The organism is Arsenophonus symbiont of Ornithomya chloropus, assembly GCF_964026495.1.
In the GTDB taxonomy this organism is placed as follows: domain Bacteria; phylum Pseudomonadota; class Gammaproteobacteria; order Enterobacterales; family Enterobacteriaceae; genus Arsenophonus.
Genome location: NZ_OZ032148.1, coordinates 50,786 through 75,716 on the forward strand (window position 1 = coordinate 50,786; position 24,931 = coordinate 75,716).

General features: G+C 22.9%; 19 protein-coding genes. 12 read left to right on the forward strand and 7 right to left on the reverse strand.

What is annotated here, in order from left to right; all coding sequences use genetic code 11:
• Nucleotides 1–17: 17 nt before the first annotated feature.
• Genes rsmB through def form a run of 3 tightly spaced genes read right to left on the reverse strand, consistent with a single transcriptional unit; the run spans nt 18 to nt 2,820 of the window.
• The gene (gene rsmB / locus ABNS14_RS00295) at nt 18–1,301 is read right to left on the reverse strand and encodes a 16S rRNA (cytosine(967)-C(5))-methyltransferase RsmB (protein ID WP_348666388.1); all 1,284 of its coding nucleotides are present in this window, start codon (nt 1,299–1,301) and stop codon (nt 18–20) included.
• 45 nt (nt 1,302–1,346) lie between these two features.
• Nucleotides 1,347–2,300, reverse strand: coding sequence for a methionyl-tRNA formyltransferase (gene fmt, locus ABNS14_RS00300; protein ID WP_348666389.1), 954 nt, complete (start codon nt 2,298–2,300; stop codon nt 1,347–1,349).
• Between the two features lies 1 nt (nt 2,301).
• Nucleotides 2,302–2,820 carry a peptide deformylase gene (gene def / locus ABNS14_RS00305; RefSeq protein ID WP_348666390.1) on the reverse strand — a complete coding sequence of 173 codons (519 nt, stop codon included), beginning with the start codon at nt 2,818–2,820 and terminating at the stop codon, nt 2,302–2,304.
• 1,212 nt (nt 2,821–4,032) lie between these two features.
• On the opposite strand from def, the gene ABNS14_RS00310 reads away from it, so the two are divergent.
• From ABNS14_RS00310 to lysS, 4 genes are all read left to right on the forward strand, one after another.
• Nucleotides 4,033–4,602: a Sua5/YciO/YrdC/YwlC family protein gene (locus ABNS14_RS00310; protein WP_348666391.1), complete on the forward strand. Its 570-nt coding sequence runs from the start codon at nt 4,033–4,035 to the stop codon at nt 4,600–4,602.
• A gap of 58 nt (nt 4,603–4,660) precedes the next feature.
• Complete coding sequence (gene aroE / locus ABNS14_RS00315) at nt 4,661–5,434, forward strand: shikimate dehydrogenase (protein ID WP_348666645.1); 774 nt, start codon at nt 4,661–4,663, stop codon at nt 5,432–5,434.
• A 1,035-nt stretch (nt 5,435–6,469) separates the two neighbouring features.
• Nucleotides 6,470–7,568, forward strand: a protein-coding gene (gene prfB / locus ABNS14_RS00320; RefSeq protein WP_348666392.1) for a peptide chain release factor 2 whose coding sequence is annotated in 2 segments (ribosomal slippage) — nt 6,470–6,532 and nt 6,534–7,568 — 1,098 coding nt in all. Because the reading frame shifts where the segments join, the coding sequence is not laid out codon by codon here.
• An 8-nt stretch (nt 7,569–7,576) separates the two neighbouring features.
• Entirely contained in the window at nt 7,577–9,094 is a 1,518-nt protein-coding gene (lysS, locus tag ABNS14_RS00325; protein WP_348666393.1) for a lysine--tRNA ligase, read from the forward strand.
• Nucleotides 9,095–9,472: 378 nt separating this feature from the next.
• Here lysS and tpiA read toward each other — a convergent pair whose 3' ends face one another.
• Nucleotides 9,473–10,264 (reverse strand): triose-phosphate isomerase, encoded by a 792-nt coding sequence (gene tpiA / locus ABNS14_RS00330; protein WP_348666394.1) that lies wholly within the window; start codon nt 10,262–10,264, stop codon nt 9,473–9,475.
• A 3,382-nt stretch (nt 10,265–13,646) separates the two neighbouring features.
• On the opposite strand from tpiA, the gene yajC reads away from it, so the two are divergent.
• The 8 genes from yajC (at nt 13,647) to ABNS14_RS00370 (ending at nt 20,417) form a co-directional block, all read left to right on the forward strand.
• Nucleotides 13,647–13,979 carry a preprotein translocase subunit YajC gene (gene yajC, locus ABNS14_RS00335; protein ID WP_348666395.1) on the forward strand — a complete coding sequence of 111 codons (333 nt, stop codon included), beginning with the start codon at nt 13,647–13,649 and terminating at the stop codon, nt 13,977–13,979.
• 27 nt (nt 13,980–14,006) lie between these two features.
• Nucleotides 14,007–15,848 (forward strand): protein translocase subunit SecD, encoded by a 1,842-nt coding sequence (gene secD, locus ABNS14_RS00340; protein ID WP_348666396.1) that lies wholly within the window; start codon nt 14,007–14,009, stop codon nt 15,846–15,848.
• Nucleotides 15,849–15,870: 22 nt separating this feature from the next.
• A complete protein-coding gene (gene secF, locus ABNS14_RS00345; RefSeq protein ID WP_348666397.1) occupies nt 15,871–16,827 on the forward strand; it encodes a protein translocase subunit SecF in 957 nt (318 codons plus the stop codon).
• 86 nt (nt 16,828–16,913) lie between these two features.
• On the forward strand, nt 16,914–17,363 hold the full coding sequence (nrdR, locus tag ABNS14_RS00350) for a transcriptional regulator NrdR (RefSeq protein ID WP_348666398.1): 450 nt from the start codon (nt 16,914–16,916) through the stop codon (nt 17,361–17,363).
• 2 nt (nt 17,364–17,365) lie between these two features.
• Entirely contained in the window at nt 17,366–18,475 is a 1,110-nt protein-coding gene (gene ribD / locus ABNS14_RS00355; protein ID WP_431603642.1) for a bifunctional diaminohydroxyphosphoribosylaminopyrimidine deaminase/5-amino-6-(5-phosphoribosylamino)uracil reductase RibD, read from the forward strand.
• 153 nt (nt 18,476–18,628) lie between these two features.
• Entirely contained in the window at nt 18,629–19,099 is a 471-nt protein-coding gene (gene ribH / locus ABNS14_RS00360) for a 6,7-dimethyl-8-ribityllumazine synthase (protein WP_348666399.1), read from the forward strand.
• 29 nt (nt 19,100–19,128) lie between these two features.
• Nucleotides 19,129–19,542: a transcription antitermination factor NusB gene (gene nusB / locus ABNS14_RS00365; protein ID WP_348666400.1), complete on the forward strand. Its 414-nt coding sequence runs from the start codon at nt 19,129–19,131 to the stop codon at nt 19,540–19,542.
• 359 nt (nt 19,543–19,901) lie between these two features.
• Nucleotides 19,902–20,417, forward strand: a complete 516-nt coding sequence (locus tag ABNS14_RS00370; RefSeq protein ID WP_348666401.1) for a phosphatidylglycerophosphatase A — start codon at nt 19,902–19,904, stop codon at nt 20,415–20,417.
• Here ABNS14_RS00370 and dxs read toward each other — a convergent pair.
• From dxs to ABNS14_RS00385, 3 genes are all read right to left on the reverse strand, one after another.
• Nucleotides 20,406–22,310, reverse strand: a complete 1,905-nt coding sequence (dxs, locus tag ABNS14_RS00375; protein WP_348666402.1) for a 1-deoxy-D-xylulose-5-phosphate synthase — start codon at nt 22,308–22,310, stop codon at nt 20,406–20,408. The two genes, ABNS14_RS00370 and dxs, sit on opposite strands and share 12 nt — an antisense overlap.
• A 97-nt stretch (nt 22,311–22,407) precedes the next feature.
• On the reverse strand, nt 22,408–23,319 hold the full coding sequence (gene ispA / locus ABNS14_RS00380; RefSeq protein WP_348666403.1) for a (2E,6E)-farnesyl diphosphate synthase: 912 nt from the start codon (nt 23,317–23,319) through the stop codon (nt 22,408–22,410).
• Nucleotides 23,320–23,686: 367 nt separating this feature from the next.
• A complete protein-coding gene (locus tag ABNS14_RS00385) occupies nt 23,687–24,859 on the reverse strand; it encodes an MFS transporter (RefSeq protein WP_348666404.1) in 1,173 nt (390 codons plus the stop codon).
• Nucleotides 24,860–24,931 lie beyond the last annotated feature (72 nt).

Sequence of the window (24,931 nt, forward strand, 5' to 3'; positions counted from 1 at the left end):
TAATATTAAGATTAATATTATTTTTTTACTAAAGAAGTATAAAAAAAACCATCTCCTCCATTTTTGGTTGGTAAAATTTGGGTCCCCCAACCAATGTCGTATTTTAAATATGCTTCTTTGTAATAAAAAAGAAATTTTTTGATTTGTTTTTGATTTTCATCTGGTAAAATAGAACAAGTGCTATAAACAAGAGTACCTTGATTTTTTAAATAAGGCCAAATAGCTTCAAGAATTTCATATTGTAATTTTATTAAATTTAGAATCTCTGTAGGATTTTTAATCCATTTAATATCTGGATGTCTACGAATTACACCACTGGCAGAACAAGGTAAATCTAATAATATACGATCAAATTTTTTTTCTGATGTTATCCATTTTTCTGGATAACGTCCATCTCCTACTATAATTTTTGCATGTAATTTCAATCGATTAAAATTATCTTTAATATATTGTATTCGTGATTTGTTTATATCAACTGCTAAAACATAAGCTTTTGGAGCAATTTCAAGTATATGAGTAGTTTTTCCACCTGGTGCAGCGCAGAGATCAAGAATATATTCATGATTTTTAGGGTTTAATAATTCTACACATTTTTGTGAAGATATATCTTGGATGGTTATCCAACCTTGATCAAATCCTGGTAATTGATTGATTTTGCATGGTTGATTTAATTTAATTGCAGAAAGACAATCTTTACTTAAAGTGGCCGAAATGTTACTTATTTTTAGTAATTCATAATATTGATGAGTTGAATGATATAATTGATTTACTCTTATCCACATAGGAGGTTTTTGATTATTTTCTGTAATAATTTTTTTCCAATGATAGGGATAAGCTTTTTGAATTTTTTTTAATAACCACTGAGGATGTAAATGATTATTTTTTTTATTTTTTATTTTTTTATTTAATTTTTTTCTTTGTCTTTGAAATGCTCTTAAAACCGCATTAATAAATTTTTTTAATTTAGAATTTTTTAATAAAATAGCCCCATTTACAGTTTCATTTATTACAGCATATGATGGAATACGTGTAAAATTAAGTTGATAAATACCTACCATGATAAGATAATTAATTATTTGTTTTTTTTTATGTAATGGTTTTTTTATTAATTGTTGAATAAACCATTGTAGCATAGGTAAAACCCTAAGTATCCCAAAACTTAGTTCTTGTAGAAGGGCTTTGTCTTTATCTGATAATTTTTTTTTATATTTTATAAGTGCACTATTTAATGTTTTTTTTTGATCCATAACTTGCAAAATTATTTGAGCACAAATACTTCTAACATTATTTTTTTTATGCATTTAAATGATCACCTATACTAAAATAGTAATTTTTTATTCTGTTTTTTAATGAATTATTTTTCCAGGAATAAATAATTTATGATGAGAATTTATAAAATTTTTAACTAACATTATTTTTTTTCCCGCTGGTTGTATTTTTAAAATATTTAAAATATTTTTTGAAGTGATTACTTTTAAACCAGTTTTATTAACGTTTAAAATCGTTCCAGGAGATAAATAAATATTTGCAAAAATAACTTGAGCATCCCATACTTTTATTAATGTATTTTCAATAATGAAATAACTAACTGGCCAAGGATTAAATGCTCTGATACATCTTTCAATTTGTATTGCTGATGATTTCCAATTAATTAATGCTTCTTTTTTTTTAATTTTTTTTGCATATTTAACAAAAATATGATTTTGTTTTTTTGATTTTATTTTTCCAGAAGTAAGCAAATCAAGAGTATTTTGTAGAGCTATTGGTCCAATTTTTTCTAGTTTTTGATATAGTGTTCTAGTTGTATCATTTATTTCAATTGGACAGGTGGTTTGATAAAGTATATTTCCTGTATCTATTCCTATATCCATTTGAATAATGCTAATTCCTGTTGTTTTATCTCCAGCTAAAATAGAATGTTGAATTGGTGTAGCGCCTCTCCATCTAGGCAATAATGAACAATGAAGATTTATACATCCCATAGGGAGAAGATTGAGTACTATTTCAGGTATAATAATTCCATATGCAATGACAATCATAATGTCAGCATGTTGATTTTTAATCCAGTTTTGGCTTTCTTTTGTTTTTAATGTTTTTGGTTGAAAAACAGGAATATTCATTTTATTTGCTAATATTTTTACTGCACTAGATGTTATTTTTTTTCCTCTTCCAGATGGTTTATCAGGTTGTGTTAAAACTCCAATAATTTCATATTTATCTTTTTTGTCAACTAGCACTTTTAAATGTTGTGCTGCAAAATCAGGAGTACCAGCGAAAATTATTCTTAGATAATGTGACAACTTAACAATTCCTATTTTTTTCTTTTATTCGTTTGAGTTTGTTGAGTTTTTTTAAAATACGTTGACGTTTTAATGCGGAAAGATAATCAATAAATAATTTTCCATTTAGGTGATCAATTTCATGTTGAATACAAATAGAAAGTAAACTGTCATTTTTTAATTCAAATTCTTTACCATTTATATTAAAGGCTTTTATTTTAATATATTTATAGCGCGAAATAAATGCATGTTGTTCTGGTATAGAAAGACATCCTTCTTGACTTTTTATTGAACCAGATTTTTCTAATATAACAGGGTTTATTAATGTTAATTTTTCAGAAAAAGATGTAGAAATGTCAATGACAATAATTCTTTTATTGATATTAACTTGTGTTGCAGCTAATCCGATACCTTTTTTTTCATACATTGTTTCGAACATATCGTTTACTATATGTTGTATGTTTGAATCAATTTTTTTTACAGTAGTTGCAATATTTCTTAGACGTTCATCTGGGTAATATAATATATTTAATATTGACATATTATTAATGTTACATTTTGATTAAATTGCTTTAGTAATTTAATTTTTTGTGAGTGTATTTTATTTTTTTTATTTCTCATATTTTATTTTATTTTTTATATCATAAAAATGATAAATTTTTAAAAATTTATTATGTTAATATGAAATTTTTTAACTTTTGCTATAATTTTATCTTGTTATTTTTATTTTTTTAAATTTTATGATCAATACTATTTTTGATATTTTTTTTGTGTTACATAACTTTATATTATTGCTTAATTTATATATGTTTGTTTATTGTATAACAAATTTATTTTTAATGAAAATAATATAAATTTATTATTTTTTTGCTTTTTTAAAATCTATAATTTTTATATTTTTTATAAAAGTTTACATATTTTTTTTATCAAGAAATATATAAAAATATTTTTCTGGAAAAATGTGTATTTTTTAAGAAAATATTTGTATAAATTTTATTGTTAAATGTAATATTTCTTAAATAGGGTTTTAAGGTTACTAGATGGTAATTAAATAACATTTGATAATATATTGAATATTTTTTTGGTATTGCTAAATAATAACAATTGTAAAAAATAAATGTTTTTTATATAAAAAACATTATTTACAATATTTATCGTAAATAATTTTTATCTTTTAAATTTTTGAATAATGTTCTTTGACATATGTATTTTATTTTTTTGATTTTTTTATGTATTCATAATCATTTTGTAATCAGTGATTTTTATTAAATTTATGATTTTTATTGATATATTTTCTATAAAATTATTATTTTTTTATTGATATTCAATATTAATACAATTATTTTTTTTCCTAATCTTTATTGTGCGATCATATTTTTTTTATTATAAATTTATAATTAAATAATTTAAATTGTGTTTATATTTTTATTAAAAATTAAGATCATATACTAAAATTGATATAAAATGAGAAATTATTGTTTTATATAAAAGATAGATGATAGTTAATTATCAAAATAATATTTAATATAACTATGATATTTTTTTAAAATTAAATTATAGTTAAAGGTTAAAGAAAAAATATATAGAGAACATAAAATTGATTTACTATTAATAGTTTTATATATATTTTAATATATATTATTTATATTAAGTATACTTTCATGATAAAAATTTTAGAATTTTTTTGATAAGTTATGAAAAAATTTTATTGTAATAAATATTACTAATAAAGCGATATGGAATGAGTTAGAAAATGTTTAATAAGATATTTTTTTCTTTTCATAATATTATTGTAGCCTTGAAAAAAGGTGAAATCATAGCTTATCCGACAGAAGCTGTTTTTGGATTAGGATGTGATCCTGATAATGAACAGGCAATTCATAAATTGTTTTTATTAAAGAAGCGTTCATGGAAAAAAGGATTGATTTTAATAGCATCGTCATATGAACAATTAATTCCTTATATTGATGATAAAAAATTAACTATTGTACAAAAAAAAATAATTGTTTCTATGCAGAAAAAACCTATTACTTGGGTGTTACCTGCTAAAAAAAATATTTCAAAATGGTTAATAGGAACGTTTGATTCAATTGCAGTTCGAATTACTAATTTTCCATTAATTAAAGATTTGTGTTGTGTTTACGGTAAACCATTAATTTCCACTAGTGCTAATTTACATGGAGAACCACCTTGTAGAACAACAGAAGAAGTAATTTCACAGTTTAATGATAAAGTGTTTATTTTAGATGGTGTCGTTGGTGGATATAAAAACCCATCAGAAATTCGTGATATAATAAAAGGTTGTTTGTATAGAAAAGATTAATTTAAAAGAAAAATTTGTAATATTTGGAAATCCAATATCTCATACTCAATCACCATTTATTCATAAATTATTTGCTCAACAAATTGGTATTCCATATGATTATACAAAAAAATTAGTTTCTATAAATAAATTTGCAAAAGAATTAGATATTTTTTTTGCATTAGGTGGGAAGGGAGCAAATATTACATTGCCTTTTAAAGAATTAGTATGTAAAAAAGTCCATAAATTTACTAAACGGGCTTATTTATCTGGTTCTGTTAATACTTTAAAAAAAATAGAAAATAAAAAATTATTAGGTGATAATACTGACGGTATCGGTTTACTTTTTGATCTTAAACGTTTAAATTTTATTCAAAGAGGAATGCATATATTACTAATAGGTTCCGGTGGTGCGTCTTCTGGTGTCATACCTTCTCTTTTAAATTATGGCTGTCAAATAACACTTACGAATCGAACGTTCAATAAGACCAAAACGCTTGTGAAAAGATTTTTATCTATAGGTACAATAAATTCATTAAAGATGGAATTTATTAATGTACCAAAATATGATTTAGTTATTAATGCGACATCTTCTAGTGTTACTGGAGATATCCCCAGAATTTCTCATAAAATATTTAACAAAAAAACTATTTGTTATGATATGTTTTATTCATTTAATAAAACATCTTTTTTAAAATTTGCTATAGAAAATGGAGTATTAAAATATGCTGATGGTATTGGTATGTTAATTAGTCAAGCGGCTTTTTCTGTTAAATTATGGTATGGAATATTACCTGATATCGGATTTGTTTTAAAAAAAATAAAAGAAAATTTAAGAAAATATGATGAATAAAAATTATTAAAAATAATCATTTTTTGATTATTTTTAATAAATAATTTAAATTACAATAAGTAGTATCAATTTTTTAAGATTATGATAGTTTTAGGAATATCAATATCATTAATAATATTTATTTAAATTTACTAATAAAAATATTTATATGATATGTAACAGTTGTAAATGCACAAACATTTTACTAAAAAATATTAATTATATATGTCGAGATTTTACAATTTTTGTGTAATTCAAAATAAAAATAACATTTTTATATATTAAGATATTTTGGTTATTTGTTGAAATATTTTTGAAATGTTAAGTTAATAAAATATTGTAGCTTTATTATTGAATATATTATATATAATATAATTTGCAATTTGATTAAATTTAAAAAAAATAGTATGTTAATTATTATTATGGATTTTTTATTTTATAAAAAAAATAATAAATAAATATTGTTAATTTTTTATTTGAGAGTTATTTTTATATGATCAATTTTTTTATATGATTTTACTTTTTATAAGTATTTGTAATATTTTAATTTTTTTATTAAAAATTAAAAAAAAGATAGAAATTTATATTTGATTGATATTTTTTATAATTTATTAGATTTTTTATCTTTAGTATAAATTATTTACTTTTTACGGATAATTAAAAATAAAATTATAATACATATTGCAATTTTAGATAAATATTATAAAGAATTTTTCTTGATTATCTTTTTTTATCAAAATATTTTTCTATTATAAGAGGAGATGTATAGTTATAAGAGGAGACGTATAGTTTTTTATTTTAATCATGTTTAAATAAAATATAAAACAAATCTTGTTTATATTTAAAAATGATATCCAATATTAAGGTTGTAGTTTCAAAATTAAAGATAAAATATCTTCATGATATTTCTTTTCGATAATTATTTTTTCTTCCAAAATTGTTGTATCACAAAAAATTTTTTAAAATTTTTAATATTATAGTTATACTATGAGATTAAATAAGAAAAAATGTATATTTCATAAATTGTCATAATATTTATTATATAAGATAAAAAATATGTTTGAAAGCAATGTACTAAAAAATAAAATACAAGATGTATGTAAACGGATTAATATTTTAAAGAGGTGTCTTTGATTATGATCAAAAAAAATATCGTTTAGAAGAAATAAAAATAGAACTTAAAAAACAAAAAATATGGGAAAATTGTAAGAAGGTTCAATTCTTAAGTCAAGAATTTTCTTCTATTAAAAAAATAGTAAAAAAAATTGATTTTTTAATTGATAATTTATCAGATATATTTGAATTTTTTGAAGTAGCTGTAGAATCTAATGATTTAGAAATATTTAAATACTTAATTATTGAATTAGATCATTTAAAAAAAAATATTAAAGATCTAGAATTTTATAATATTCTTTCAGAAGCAAGTTATTTCAATAATTGTTATCTTGATTTACAGTCTGGTTCAGGTGGTGTTGAAGCACAAGATTGGACTAATATGTTAATGAGAATGTATTTACGTTGGGCTGATTCTAGGAATTTTCAAACAGAAATAATTGAAATCTCACATAGTGATATTTCAGGTATAAAATCTGCAACAATAAAAGTTATTGGTGAATATGCTTACGGTTGGTTGCGTACTGAAACAGGAGTTCACCGGTTAGTGCGTAAAAGTCCTTTCGATGCAAATAGACGTCGTCATACTTCTTTTAGTTCTGTTTTCGTTTATCCTGAAATAGAGGATTCTACTGATGTTGAAATTAATTCAGTAGATTTAAGAATTGATGTTTATAGAGCATCAGGAGCTGGAGGTCAACATGTAAATAAAACAGAATCAGCAGTAAGAATTACTCATATTCCTACTGGTATTATAACTCAATGTCAAAACGATCGGTCACAGCATAAAAATAAAGAACAGGCATTAAGAAGATTAAAAGCCAAATTATGTGAATTAGAAATTCAGAAAAAAAATGCTGATAAAAAAGCTTTAGAAAAAAACAAAGCCGATATTAGTTGGAGCAGTCAAATTCGTTCTTATATATTAGATAATCCTCGAATTAAAGATTTACGTACAGGTATTGAGAATCGTAATACACAAGCTGTTTTAGATGGAGATCTAGATGAATTTATTGAAGCAAGTTTAAAAGCGGGATTATAGAGGAAAAAATGTTTCATAAAGAAGATCAAAAAGCATTTATTGATTTAAATAATGATAAATTTAAATCTCGTCGAGATAAATTAATGGAATTACGTGATGATAATATTGCTTTTCCTAATAATTTTCGTCGTGAACATTTATCTAGTGATTTACATATAAAATATAATCACCAAGATTCCGATATTTTTGTTAATTCAAATCTTGAATTTTCTGTTGCAGGACGGATTCTTACAAAAAGAATTATGGGGAAAGCTTCTTTTATTACTTTACAAGATATGGGTGGTTGTATTCAAATTTATGTTTCTTCTAATGATTTGACTGAAGATATTTATCAAAAAAAAATTAAAAAATTGGATTTAGGAGATATTGTAGGTGTTAAAGGTAAATTGTTTAGAACTAAAACGGGTGAATTAACAATACGTTGTCATAAAATTTATTTATTAACAAAAGCATTACGTTCATTACCAAATAAATTTCATGGACTTACAGATCAAGAAATACGTTATCGTCAACGTTATTTAGATTTAATAGTAAATAATAGATCAAGAAAAATTTTTATCATTCGTTCAAAAGTACTATCTGTTTTAAGAAATTTTATGCTTAGTAAAAATTTTATGGAAGTCGAAACACCTATGATGCAGGTAATACCTGGTGGTGCTTCTGCTCGCCCATTTATTACTCATCACAATACATTAAATATTGATATGTATTTGCGTGTATCGCCAGAACTTTATTTAAAACGTTTAGTCATTGGTGGATTTGAACGAATTTTTGAAATTAATCGTAATTTTCGTAATGAGGGTATTTCATCTTGGCATAATCCAGAATTTACTATGATGGAATTTTATATGGCTTATGCTGATTATAAAGATCTTATTTTTTTAATTGAAGAATTATTTCATACTGTTACACAAGAAGTGTTAGGTAAAACACAAATAAAATATGGTGATTATTTGTTGGATTTTGGACAACCTTTTGTGCGAATGACTATGAAAGAAGCAATAAGCAAATATTGCAAGGAAATAAATATTACTGATTTAGATAATTTTGATAAAGTAAGTATGATTATGAAATTATTTAATATTGAAGTTAAAAAACATTGGGGATTAGGACGTTTGCAATTTGAGATTTTTAACAAAAAAGTTGAAAATCATTTAATCCAACCAACATTTATTACTGAATATCCTACTGAAGTATCTCCATTATCTCGTCATAGCGATAAGAATTTTTTTATTGCAGATCGATTTGAATTGTTTGTTGCTGGACATGAAATTTGTAATGGTTTTTCTGAATTGAATGATCCAGAAGAACAATCTAAACGTTTTATTCAGAAAATTCGTCAGAGAAATAAAGAAGATTATCAAGATGGTATTTTTTATGATGAAGATTATATTATAGCTTTAGAACATGGATTGCCGCCAACAGCTGGTTTAGGAATTGGTATTGATCGTATGATAATGTTGTTGACGAATAGTCATACCATTCGTGATGTTATTTTATTTCCAACATTACGTACTGTCAAGTAAATCGCAAAATTCAGAAAATTATTTTTAATTCTGACTATGTTTTTTATTTTTTATTGCATAAAATATTTTTTTTAAATTAAAGAAATTTAATCAAATTATGGTTTTAAAAAAAAGAAATATAGTATCATAAATTAGAAATTGTACATAAAATATATTTTGATAAAGAACATTACATAATAAATTTTAATAAATTATAGTATTTTTCATATGATTATCTAAAAAAATGGTTTTAATCTTATAATTTTTGAAGGATTTTTTATATGAAAAAAATATATTTATTAACTGATGAGATATTTTAATTTTATTAAAAATTAAATTATAATTAAATTAATAATACAATTAAAATATAGTATCAATTTATAAAACAATATTTTTTGATTATTTATTTATTGTTGTTTTAATAGCACTAAATTTTGTTGATGCAGCAATATTTACAATAGTAGAAAAAATATCAGATTTTAGTGATGATTTCCCAATTAATGCACCATCAATATCAGATTGCATAAAAAAATCTCTAGCATTGTTTTCATTTACTGAGCCGCCATATTGAATAATAATTTGTTTTGCAATAGCAAGATTTTTTTTGCCAATATGTTGACGAATAAATTGATGTACTTTTTGAGCATGTTCTGGAGTAGCTGCTTTTCCTGTCCCAATTGCCCAAATTGGTTCATAAGCAATAACACTATTTTCGAAAGCATTAACACCTAAAACATTTAAGATCTGATCAATTTGATATGCACAAACCTCTTGTGTTTTTCCAGAATTGTATTCTTTTTTATTTTCACCAATACAAAGTACTGGTATTAGCCCTTGTGATTTTGCAATAGAAAACTTTTTCACAATATAAAAATTATTTTCTTTATGATATTTTCTTCTTTCTGAATGTCCAATAATAATGTATTTTGTTCCAATATCTTTTAGCATTTTTGCAGAGATTTCACCTGTAAAAGATCCAGAAAGATTTATATCAACATTTTGTGCACAAAGTTCTATTTTACTATTATTTAATTTTTTTTTTGCTTCTGTTAAATATAAAATTGGTGGTGCAATTACTATTTTACAAAAAATAACGTTTTTTAATGTATTAGATATTTTTTGTATAAAGGTTTTTACCATTTGACTATTACCATTGAGTTTCCAATTTCCTATAATTAATGGATATTTCATCTTTTTCTCCAAAAAATAGCATGTGTTATAAATGTTATTGTTATGTTAATATAATTTGATTTAAAAATATTATTTTTTATTATAGTTTTTAATAATTTTTGATATAAATTTTTGAATTTTAATTATATTAATTTGGTATTATAATATCATTTAATAAATTATTTTATAAATATAACTTATTTATTTAAAAAATAATATGTAGAATAAAAATCTTAAATATTTATCATGAAACATTATATTTTTATATATTAATATCAAAATATAAAAATATTTTTTAATAAAATTCATATAAATTTTTGTTTTTAAATTGTAAATATAATATGCATTAATAATTAATCTGATATTTTTATAATATATTAAATGGATTTTTAAAGTAATATTAACTTAAAATAAGTTGTTTATATATTTTAATTTTTAATAAAAATTATTGTTAATGATGCTTAGCACAATAGATTTTTTATCTTAAATTTTTGATTACAAAAAATAAATAACGATATTTAAATACATAATTTATATTAATTCAATATGATGTCTTCTTATTCAGAAGTATTTTGTTAAGTTTTTTAAATTTTATAAAAAAAAAGGAATATATTTAAATTTTTATAATATTTTAAAATTTAGTTATTTAAAAAATAATTATTATGATTTAAATATATAAAATATTAATATTTTTTAACAGTAATTACTGATATAACAAAAATATTTTTGTTATTTTTTATAAAACTGTAATCATACTAACATAATAGTAATTTTATAATTATTAAAATAGAATTTTATGTATAGTTATAATATTTATAGTTATAAAATATAAGAAAAATATTTTAGTAAAAACAAAAAGTATTAATAAAATATGATTTTATAAACTTTTTTTATAATAAAGAGACTTAATAATCTCATAATATTTTTTTATTTTTTGTATTGATTAATAATTATATTTTTATATTATAAATTTTTGTTTTTTATTAAAAATTTTAATACCATATAATTTTTTTTATTAATTTAATTTTTAATAAAAACAATACATATAATATATGTTTAGCATAATTTTTATTTTTTTCTCAAAGAATTTTTATTATATAGAATATATATGATTTTTTTTTATAAAAATTATATATAATAAACATATACAAAAACAATAATGAATTACTTTTTAAAAGTAAATTGCTAATTATTTTATATATATTACAAATAATTTTTATTTTATTAAAATAAAAATAACATTATTTTTATTTTTAAATGTATCCTTATTTTATTTTAAAGATATTTTTTTAAAATATAAAAATATTAAAATAAAAAATTATTTTTTTTAGAAAGTACAGATATTTATTTTTTAATTGAAGTTTTATAAACATATAAAATATTTATTTAATAATGATGATATATAATTTAAACTTTAAATATATTTTGGTTTTAATGTTTAGGATTTTTGTAGTATTTATGTAGGTGAAAAATATTAATTTTCAATTATAACTTTAATTAAAAAATACTAAAAGAAGCATGGATATTTATAAGAGAATTTATTATATTTAAGTTTTTTTTGCTGATGTCTGTAGTTTGCAAAATCGGGTGTAGTTTTGCATAAACTAAAGTACTAAATTTATAGTAAAGTACTGGTTTTTTTTGATTGTATTATATTAATATGTTAAATATGATTTGCTATAAATAACATGTAAAAAAAATATAAATCAAAATTTTTATTACTTTTAGGTAGTGATATTTCTTCAGTTTCATTATTTTTTATTATAGTTTTTGTTGTTTAATATTTCAAATTATTTAGGACGTTTTCAGATATTTTAAAATTATATTTTTATCTTCTATATAAATAACTGTATTAGCTATTTTAAGAATTAAAGCTATTTTCTAGAAAGTAAGTGTATTTTTTTTAAAAAACTAATTACATAAAGATATTTTTTAATAGTTTTCTTACTAGATAGATTTTCTTACTAGAAACTTCTTGGTGCAATATTTATTATGAATTATGATAATTGATAATAAATACTTTTTTCATGTAAGCATAATTTGTTCTAATCTCTTGATATAATATATACAAAATTATTTACTGTCTTGTTTGTAATTTTTATGTATAATTACTCAAATGTAGTTATTTAAATTTATGTAGTGTAAATTGTTATTTTGTAAAACTACTAATCTAATATAAAACAGATATTTTTACTGCTTATATAAAATATACTTTTGGTAATTGTAGATTTTTTTAAAATATTTATTTTTATTGTTTATATTATGTATTTCATATTTCTTGATAAAGAAGTGCTATAAAAAATTTTTGTATTTTTGATTTTATATTGCTATTTTTTTAGATTTTTGATTATCATATTTTTTTGATTTTTTTTGTTTGAAGGTTTTTTACAAACAAAGTAATAGATAATTTTTATTTATGATAAGAAAAAATTTAGTTTTTTTAATTTTATATGAATAAATTTAAAATTTTTTATTTGTAAAATACAGCATTAATTAAAATATTAATGGATGTTTATTAAAAATAATGTAATTATTCTTTTTTAAGTTTTTTTTATTTGAATTATATTTGTACCTAGTATTAAATAAAAAAATGATATAAAAAGTGTCATCTTTAAAAAATGTTAATTGACAAATTTATTTCATTTTTTGAAAAGTATTATTAAATAATATAACAATAATTTTATATAAAAAACAATAAATTTTAGTAAACTCTGAATTCTAGATTTTTTGAGCCTCTGTTGATAATTTTAGAGATTAATTTTTTCTTAAAATTAAAATTTGATTCTTTTTTATTGATTGATAAATTAATAAAAAAGAAAGTAATTTACTAAAATTACATTTTTAATTGTTAATGTTATTTTTAATTTTTTATATAAATAATTAAAAATGTTTATATAATAAGATTAAGAATAAATTTTTTATATATTAAAATATTTATTATATATTTTATTTTCTGAAAAAATATATATTATATTTCAACAAATTTTGAAGATTTTCTTACTATATTTGGATTTTTTTAATTAAAATATACTAAAATAATATAGTATTTTTTAATAAAAATTTAAGTAATAAAAAATGTTAATTGTCAATAAAAATATTAATTAAAAGGTTTTTGCAATGTATTATATATATTTTTTAAATAAAATTTTATTTTTATATGCATATTTTAATTAATTATTATTAACAATAACTGTCTTTTGATTGAGAATAATTTTTTTGCTATATCTAATGCTTGTTTGATTATTATCAAAGTTAGTATATATATCTAAATTTTTAACATGTAAACATATAATGATTATTAATTTTTATAAAAAATATTTTTTGTTTTTTAACATATATACAATGTCATTAGTTTTGAACAATTTTGTAGTTATGGATCTTTGTGATAATAAGGAAACTTTCAATGAATTTTTTTATTTCTGAAGCAGTAGCTCTAGTAGATGTTGGATCTCAAGAAAACACTTATTCCTTAATTATTATGTTAGTTATTTTTGGATTAATTTTTTATTTTATGATTTTACGGCCACAACAAAAACGTGCTAAAGAACATAAAAAATTGATAGATTCTATTTCTAAAGGTGATGAAATATTAACAACAGGTGGAATTATTGGACGTGTTATAAAAATATCTGCAACAGGTTATATTGTTCTTGCATTGAATGATACAAATGAAGTGACTATTAAGCAAGATTTTGTTACAGCAGTATTGCCAAAAGGTACCATGAAATTTATTTGATTTTAAATTGTGTAAAAGAGAAAAATTTTGTTAAATCGTTATCCTTTATGGAAGAATTTTTTTATAGTAAGTGTTTGGATTATTGGTATAATTTATGCACTACCCAATCTTTTTGGAGAAGATCCGGCTATTCAAATTGTTGGAGTAAGGGGAAATTTTGTAAATGAAGCAATTTTTAATAAAATTATTAGTATTTTAAAAAAAGAAAAAATAGCTATTAAATCCATAAAATTACAAAATGATGAAATTCTTGTATGTTTTGATAATGTAAATTTGCAGCTTAATGCAAGAGAAATTTTGCTTTCTAACTTAGGTGAAAAATATATTATTGCATTAAATTTAGCACCTATTACACCTTATTGGTTAAAATTTGTAGGTGCTGAACCTATAAAACTAGGTTTAGATTTACGTGGTGGTGTGCATTTTTTAATATCAGTAGATATAGATAAAATTTTAAATAAATTACAAGAATATACAATGGATAGTATCGGCAATGATTTGCGTAAAAAAAAGTTATCATATTTAAGTATACGTAAAATTAATAATTATGGTATTGAAGTGCGATTTCATGATAATTATGAATGTTTAAAATCCAGAGATTATTTGAAAGATCGGTATAATGATTTCTTTTTTGAAATAAAAAATAGTAAATTAATTGCATTAATAAAAAATGAACGGGTTGATGAAGCTCGAAATTATGCATTATCTCAAAATATTAACATTATTCGTAATCGCGTTAATCAATTAGGAATTATGGAACCATTGATACAACGTCAAGGTAATTGTATTGTTGTCGAATTACCTGGTATTCAGGATACGGCAAGAGCTAAGGAAATTCTAAGTGCAACAGCTATGCTAGAATTTCGGTTAGTCAATATGGATATTAATAATTCTATTATGCATAGTTTTTATGTTCCTGATGATTCAGAAATAAAATATACCCGTGATGGCCAGTCTGTTTTGTTATATAAACGAATAATTTTAACTGGTGATCATATTACTAATGCACAATATGATTTTGATGAAATGGGTCATGTACAGGTTAGTATTAGTTTAGATAATATAGGTGGTTCTATTATGTCTGATTTTACACGTAATAATCAAAATAAACTTATAGCAACTTTATTAGTGGAATATCAGGATACTGGACAAAAAAATGCTAATGGTGATACCATTTTAGTAAAAGATGAAAAAATTATTAATATTGCTAGAATTTCTAGTTATTTTAGCAATAAATTTCGTATTACTGGTATTACTAATCCTACAGAAGCTCGCCAGTTATCTTTATTATTAAAGTCTGGTGCATTGGTTTCACCTATTAAAATTATTCAAGAAATAACAATTGGACCAGCATTAGGATTACAAAATATTGAAGAAGGCATTAAAGCATCATTATCAGGTTTATTGGTTTCTATGTTGTTTTTGGTAATTTATTATCGTAAGTTTGGTATTATTGCAATTTTTGCTTTATTAACAAATTTAATATTGATAGTTGGTATTATGTCTGTATTACCTGGAGTTACTTTAACTATGCCTGGAATTGCTGGTATTATTTTAATTGTTGCTATATCTGTTGATGCCACTGTTTTAATTAATGAACGTATTAAAGAAGAATTAAAAAATGGTCGTTCTGTACAACAAGCTATAAATGAAGGTTATAAAGGTTCATTTTCTAGTATCGTAGATGCAAACTTAACTACTGGTATTACATCAATAATTTTGTATGTAGTAGGTTCCGGTTTTATCAAAGGTTTTGCTGTTACGACAATTATTGGTATTGTAACATCTATGTTTACTACAATTATATTTACTCGTGCTATTGTAAATTTATTGTATGGTGGTAAACGACTTAAAAAGTTATCTATTTAAGATATTTTTAAGGAATTTAATTGTGCTACAAAATTATACAGTAAAATATTTAAATAAAAAATATAAAATTATTGATTTTATGTCTTTAAATTATTTTGCATTCTCTATTTCAATAGTTTTGCTAATTATTTCATTAATGATTATTTCATTAAAAGGTTTTTATTTTGGATTAGATTTTACTGGTGGTACGGTTATTGAGATTACTTTCAGTAAATTGGTAAATCTAGATAAAATTAGAGAAAATTTGATGTTTTATAATCATAAAAAAATATTGATTCAATATTTTGGTAATGTTCATAATATCATAATTCGAATACCTCCCAATCAAATTTTGAAAAATGAAAAAATTGATCAATCAATTATTTCTATAATTAATAAAAATATTGATAATAAAGCATTTTTGAAGAGAGTTGAATTTGTTGGACCTAGTGTAGGAGATGAATTAATTAAAAAAGGATTAATAGCAATTTTATCTGCTTTTTTTGGTATTTTAATTTATGTTAGTGTACGTTTTGAATGGCGTTTAGCATTCGCTACTGTAATTACATTGATACATGATGTGATTTTTATATTAGGGATATTATCATTATTTAAGATTGAATTTGATATGACTATTATTGCTTCATTAATGTCAGTAATAGGATATTCATTAAATGATAGTATTGTTATTTTTGATCGAATTCGTGAAAATTTTCATAAAATGCATCATATATCGTCTTATATGATAGTTAATATTTCTTTAACACAAACATTAAAAAGAACATTGATTACATCCATAAGTACTTTGTTAGTAATATCAATGCTTTATATATTTGGTGGTGTCATGCTTAAAGGATTTTCATTGGTGTTTTTGATTGGTGTTATCATTGGAAGTATTTCTTCAATTTATGTTGCTTCTGCATTAGTGTTAATTATGGGAATAAAACGCAAGCATTTAATTCCATTAAAAGAAGATAATAATGAATATTTTTTGAGATAAATATTTTTATTTGTAATTATGTAAATCAATTATAACTTTTTTAAAGTTATTGATCTAGATTAGTAAGAATATAATAAGGAAATTCTGTGTATTGTGTATTTTGTAATGCTTTCAATACTAAAGTTATTAATTCACGTTTACTTGGGGATGGTTCAAAGATTCGTCGTCGTCGAGAATGCACTGTATGTCATGAACGTTTTACTACTTTTGAAATAGCTGTATTAGTTATGCCTTTTGTAGTAAAAAATAATAATATACGTGAATTATTTAATGAAGATAAGATAAGAAAAGGTATGCAAAAAGCATTAGAAAAACTGTCTGTAAGTTCTGATGTTTTAGAAACAGCCATTAATAATGTAAAATTATTTTTGCGAAAAACAGGAGAACAAGAAATTTCTTCAAATATAATAGGGAAAATAGTAATGGCGGAATTAAAAAAAATAGATAAAGTTGCTTATATACGTTTTGTTTCTGTATATCGTAATTTTGCAGATATACGTGAATTTTGTAAAGAAATTGCTACTTTACAGGATTGAAAATGATATTGTGTCATAAAATTTTTATGTATCGTGCATTATATTTAGCAAAAAAAGGGCAATTTACTACATCGCCAAATCCAAATGTTGGATGTGTAATTGTTTATAATGGAAAAATTGTTGGTGAAGGTTTTCATTATAAAGCAGGCGAATCACATGCTGAGATTAATGCTTTAAAAATGGCTGGAAAAAAAGCTCAAGGTGCAACAGCTTATATTACATTAGAACCTTGTAGCCATTATGGTAAAACTCCCCCCTGTGTTAATGCTTTAATTAATGCAGGTATAAGTTGTGTTTGTGTTTCTATGCAAGACCCCAATCCAAAAATTCAAGGACGTGGTTTGTTAAAATTGCAAAAAGCTGGAATAAAAGTATTGCACGGTTTATTAATAGATGAAGCAGAAGATTTGAATAAAGGTTTTTTAAAACGAATGCGTACTGGTTTTCCATATATTCAACTTAAATTAGCGGCATCACTTGATGGTAAGACAGCACTTGCTTCTGGTGAAAGTAAATGGCTGACTTCTTCTGAAGCTCGAAAAGATGTACAAACTTTTAGAGCAAAAGCCAGTGCAGTTTTAACTACTAGTAGTACAGTAATTAATGACAATCCTTCTTTAAATGTTCGGTGGGAAGATTTTACATCAAAATTAAAAAATATTTATCCTAAAGAACAAATTCGACAACCAATCAGAATTATTTTAGATAGGAATAATCAAGTTACTTCAGAACATGTAATTACAAAAGTTACAGGGGAGTGTTGGCTGATTCGTTCTAAACCAATCTTACAGAATTGGATGGATCATGTAAAAGAAATCATTATACCTAGTTACAAAAAAGGATTTGATTTGATGTTAGTGATGACACAATTAGGTAAACGGAACATTAATTCAATTTTTATTGAAAGTGGACCAAAATTAGCTGGTTCTTTGTTACAATTAAAATTAATTGATGAATTAATTATTTATATTGCACCTAAAATTTTAGGTAAGCAAGCAAAAGGTTTATTTGATATTCCAGCATTAGAAAAAATAAGTAATGCCTCTTTATTTAAATTTATTAACGTGGAATGTATCGGTTTTGATGTACGTTTAAGACTTAAACCATTATAAAATAATTTGCTAATTAAAATAAAATCATCAAAGTAATTTATAGAGATAACTAACAAGAAAAAATATTAGTGATATTTTTATTTTTTATAAAATTAAATCAACATAAAAAATATAATAATATTAATGTAATTTAAATCATCATGAGAGATTTTTATGCGTATTATAAAAAGTTTTATAACAGCACCTAAAGCTCGTATAGCAATAGCTATTGCACGTTGCAATCATTTTGTAAATAGTAGTTTGTTAAAAGGAGCTATTGATACTTTAGAACGTGTTGGTTTGGTAAAGAAAGAAAATATAACAGTAGTTTGGTTACCTGGAGCTTATGAACTTCCTTTAATAGTTAAAACATTATCAGATACAAAAAAATATGATGGTATTATCGCGATTGCTACTATTATACGTGGTGCAACAAAACATTTTTCATATCTTTTTGATATATGTAGTTCTGGAATTTCTAATATTGTCATGAAAAGTAATATTCCTGTTGGATTTGGGGTTTTAATAACGGAAAATATTGAACAAGCAATTGAGCGTTCAGGCACAAAATCAGGAAACAAAGGTGTAGATGCTGCTTTGTCAGTTCTTGAAATGATTAATATAATTCATGATATTAAAAGTTAATAAACATTATTTGTAAAATAGGAAAGTTTGTGAAATCTAATACTCGTCATCGAGCACGTGAGCGCGCTGTACAAGCAATTTACTCTTGGGAATTATCAGGAAATAGTATTGATGATATAAAAATAGTTTTTTTTTCTGAACAGGATATGTCTAATGTTGATATTTCTTATTTTCATGAATTAGTAAATGGAGTTTCTAACAATGTTTCTGAGTTAGATAAAAAAATAACTCCTTATCTTTTTCGTCATATGAAGCAACTTGGTTATATAGAAAAATCTGTTTTACGTTTAGCTACTTTTGAACTTTGTTATTGTAACGACGTACCTTATAAAGTTATTATTAACGAAGCTATTGAATTGGCAAAAATATTTGGTGCGGAGAAAAGCCATACATTTGTTAATGCTATTTTAGATAAAGTTGTCAATATTGCACGTAAAAAGTAATTTTTAAAAATTATCAATAAATATGTATAATTATATTATTTTAATAGTATTTTTATAGTAATTTTTTAAAAATTTTGATTTTTTTTATAAAATTATATAAATAATTTTACTTATAATATAATTATTTATAAATGCTATTGTTTAATTTTTGTATAATTTTTAAAATTTTTTATAAAAAACAAATTTTATGAAAATCTATAAAACTTAATGATTTTTTATTTTTTTGTGAATAAAAAATGAAACTTTTAAAGTTTTTAATATTATTTACGATAAAAAATATTTTTTACTCATAAAAAATAGATTGGTATACTTTTAAAATATAATTTCTTGTAAAAAATATTTGAATACATTTTAAAATTATGAATAAAAAATATTTTTTGACTATTTTTCATCCTTTGTATTTTTTTGGAACTGGATTTGGTAGTGGTTTCTCTCCTTTAGCTCCAGGAACAATAGGTTCATTAATTTCTATTCCATTTTGGTTATTGATGCATTGGTTATTGTCTTTCTGGTGGTGTTGTTTCTTTATTGTTTTTTGTTTTTTAATAGGTATTCTAATTTGTCAAAAAATTTCAGATGATATGAAAGTATATGATCATAGTAGTATTGTTTGGGATGAGTTCGTTGGAATGTGGTTGACACTTATGTCTATTTATAACATTAATTTAGTTTGGGTATTAATAGCATTTATGATTTTTCGTTTTTTTGACATATTAAAGCCTTGGCCTATTATTTGGTTTCATAAAAAAATTTTAGGAGGTTTTGGTATTATGTTCGATGATGTAATAGCAGCTTTTTTTTCTGTAATTATTTTGTTAATTTTACAATATTTTGTATTATTTTTTAGTGTTTATTTTGATCGTTTATTTATATAGTTTTTTCTTTTTTGCATGTTTTTTATTTTTCTTATGATAAAAATTTTTGATTGATTCTATTATTCCTGTTGAATGAAGGCCTAATTCAGTTTGTATTTCTTTTTTGTTACCTTGTTTTATGAATTGATCAGGTAAGCCAAGATTAATTACAGGTATCATATAATTATTTTTTAGTAAAAATTCATTGACACCACTACCAGCTCCTCCAATAATTGAATTTTCTTCTAATGTTACTAATAACGTATGTTTTTTGATTATTTGCAGTATTAATTTTTCATCTAAAGGTTTTACAAATCTCATATCAACAACAGTTATATTAAGTATTTCTCCTGCTTTCATAGCTTCAATTAATAATGTGCCAAAATTAAGAATTGCAATTTTTTTGCCTTTTCGGCAAATTATCCCTTTACCGATTTGAATTTTTGATAAAGGTTGTAAAGTAACGTCAGATACCCCTCCTTTTGGATAACGAACTGCTATTGGCCCATTTTTATAATGATGAGCAGTATGTAACATTTTTCGACATTCATTTTCATTGCTTGGAGACATAATAATCATATTAGGCAAACAACGTAAAAAAGATAAATCAAAAGCACCTTGATGAGTTTGTCCATCTTCTCCCACTATACCAGCTCTATCGATAGCAAAAAGAATGGGTAATTTTTGAATAGCTACATCATGAATCACTTGATCATATGCGCGTTGTAAAAAAGTGGAATAAATAGCAACAACAGGTTTGTAACCCCTGATGGCAAGACCGGCTGCAAAAGTAACGGCATGTTGTTCAGCGATAGCTACATCAAAATATTGTTTTGGATAAGTTTTTGAAAATTTAGTCATGCCTGATCCTTCTCGCATGGCTGGTGTAATTGCTATTAATTTAGGATCATTGGCGGCTTCTTCACATAACCATTCACCAAAAATTTGTGAAAAAGTTAATTGAGTATTATGATTTTTAGGTAAAGAAAAATTTGATAAATTAAATTTAGGTACGGCATGCCAGGTAATTGGATCTTTTTCAGCTGGCGTATAACCTTTTCCCTTTTGTGTGATCACATGTAAAAATTGTGGACCTTTTAGTTCACGAATTTTTTTTAATGTTTGTACTAATTTTAATACATCATGACCATAAATTGGTCCTATATAATTAAATCCTAATTTTTCAAATATAGTATTTTTTGTTATTATTCCTTTAAGATTTTCTTTTGTTTTTTTTAGAAAAAAATTAATTAATGGTATATTAGAAAATATGTTTTTTTCTTTTTTACTTAAACCAGTATATATATTAGCAAATGAAATTTTTGATAAATAATTATTTAGTGCACCAACATTTTCTGATATAGACATTTTGTTATCATTTAAAATTACTAGTATATCTTTATGAATATCACCAGCATGATTCATTGCTTCAAAAGCGATACCTGCAGTAATTGCTCCATCACCAATGATACAAACAGTTTTTCTGTTTTTATTTTCATATTCTGCCGCTACTGCCATTCCTAATCCTGCACTTATAGAAGTGGATGAATGACCAACGCTAAAACTGTCATATTCGCTTTCTGTATGACAAGGAAATGGGTGTAAACCATTTTTTTTTCTTATTGTACAAATTTTATCACGGCGCCCAGTTAATATTTTATGTGGATACGCTTGATGTCCCACATCCCAAATAATGTTATCAAATGGTGTTTTGTAGACATAATGCAAAGCAATAGTTAATTCAACAGTTCCTAATCCAGAAGCAAAATGTCCACTAGAAAGGCTGATAGTGTTTAATAAAAATTCTCTTAATTCTTGAGATAATTTTTCTAGATTTTTTTTTGGTAACAGTCGTAATTCTTTTGGTGTATTTATTAATGATAAAATTGGATAAAAAGTGGTATCAATACTCATATTTTTTTGTAATATAATAATTATTTTTTGTTAATTTTGATAATATAATAATTTTTTTAAAAAATTATATAATAATAAAATTCTATTTTTTAGAAAATTAACTTTTTCGTTTGATCATGAAGTTTGTAAAATTTTTTAATGTTGTTGTATTAAATTCATATTTTTTTTTTAAAATATCAAGAATATTTAAAGCTTGTGTATATAATTTTTTTATTTTTTTCTTTGTTGCATTAAGACCGATTAATAATGGATAAGTATTTTTTTTATTTGTGTATTTATTTTTTTTTGAAATTCCTGCATCATTTCTTATATCAAGAATATCGTCATGTATTTGAAACATTAAACCGATAGTATTAGCGTAATCATCTAATAATCTTAATAATGCTACTTCTTGATAATGAGAAATAAATGTGCTCATGCGGATTGCTGCTCGAATTAAGGCACCTGTTTTTTTATTATGAATACATTCTAATCTTTTTGTATCAATTTTTCCTTTTGATTCAATCTCTAATGCTTGACCACTGCACATACCTGTTATTCCAGAAGCATTTATAAGTTCACGTATCATAGCAAGACGATGATGATCATTTGCATTAGGCATATTACCATTTGATAAGATGTCAAATGCTAATGTTTGTAATGCATCTCCAGCTAAAATTGCATGTGCTTCACCAAAAGTGGCATGGCATGTAGGTTTTCCACGACGTATGGAATCGTTATCCATTGCAGGTAAATCATCATGGATTAATGAATATGCATGAATACATTCGATAGCTGCAGCAGGTGTGTCTAGATTTTCTATAGAAACATTTAACATTTCACCAATACTATATACTAAAAAAGGTCTAATTCTTTTTCCACCAATTAATGTCCCATATTGCATTGCTGTAATAAGTTGTGTTTGATTAAATGGAAGGTTTTTAAATTGCTCTAATAATATTTGATTAATACGATTTTTTACCCATTGCAATTTATTTTTAAATGATAGTTTTGGTGTTTTAGATATCATTATTTTTATTTTCCAAAATCAAGTATTGATGAATACAGTATCATGTTCTTTTGATAAAATTTATGTTTATTTTTCTTTTTTATATTTTTTGTTTTTATTGATAGATGATTTTAATTTTCCAGATTATTGATTATTATTAAGTTACCCACACTAATCTAGAAGATGATATTGAGTATTTTCGTAAAATTAATTTTAATGATAAATGAGTAATATTATATTTTGATACGTGATATATTTATTCTATAAAATAATAATAAATGAAGAAAAGATTTATTTGATTTTTTTTTGTTTTTATTTTTTACAAATACTTTTTATTATATTTGTATAATAATAAACAATATATTTTTTATTTAAAATTTATGAAATTTTATTTAAATTTAAAAGAGGTATGTATTTTAAAGTTTATTAAAAACCAAAATATACAAAAAAACATTCCTGCAATAAAAATGTAATTATCATTACTTAATTGTAATAGCCATCCACCTAAAACTCCTCCTAAGGCAACACCGAGAAATTGACTAGTAGAATAAATTCCCATTGCAGCTCCTTTGTATTTTTTATCTACTTTTTTGCTGATAAGTGAAGGTAATAATGTTTCCATAATATTAAATGCGATAAAAAATAGTTGAAGTCCAGTTAGTATGAATAAAAATTGCTGGTTAAAAAAATAAAATATTAATTCAGATATAAATAAAATTATGATACATAGTAAAAATACTTTTTTTGTTCGATATGGATTATTTGCATAAATAACAAAAGGTATTATGCTTATAAAAGAAATAAGCAAAGTACTTAAATATATTTTCCAATGTTGATGAGTTGGAATACCTAAATCAATCATTATTAATGGAACAGCTATAAAATTTATTATTAGTAAACTATGTAAACAAAAAATTCCATAATTAATTTTTAGTAGTTCTGGATTTTTTATTATTTTTTTTATTGTGTTTTTTATGAAATTTATATCATTATTCAAAACTTTATATGGAGGGTTTGGTACATAAAGCTTTATTATTAATATTCCTAGTAAGCCAAATAAACTTATTATCCAAAAAAGACCATGTAATCCGATTATATGAGTGATAATTGGACCTATAATTATTGAAATAGCAAAAGTAATACCAAAACTTATACCCATAAAAGCTATGGCTTTTGTTCTGTTTTTTTCATGAATTAGATCTGTAAGTAATGCCATAATAGTAGCAGAAATAGCACCTGAACCTTGTAAGGTTCTACCTATTATAATACCCCAAATAGAATTTGTTGATGCAGCGATGATACTGCCAATGACAAAAATCCATAAACAATTAATAATTATTTTTTTTCTTCCAAATCTATCAGACATTAAACCCATTGGAATTTGAAATAAAGCTTGTGTAATACCATACATTCCAATTGCTAAACCTAATAAAAAATCATTAGCATCTTTTAAATTTCGTCCATAGCTGGTTAGTATTGGTAGCACCATTAACATACCTAGCATACGTAATGTGAATACTGATCCTAATCCAAAAATTGTTTTTACTTCTTTAGGTGTCATGAAAATACTATGATTAATTTTTAATTATGAATTTTTTATATGAATATTATAAAACTATTTTCTAAATTAGTT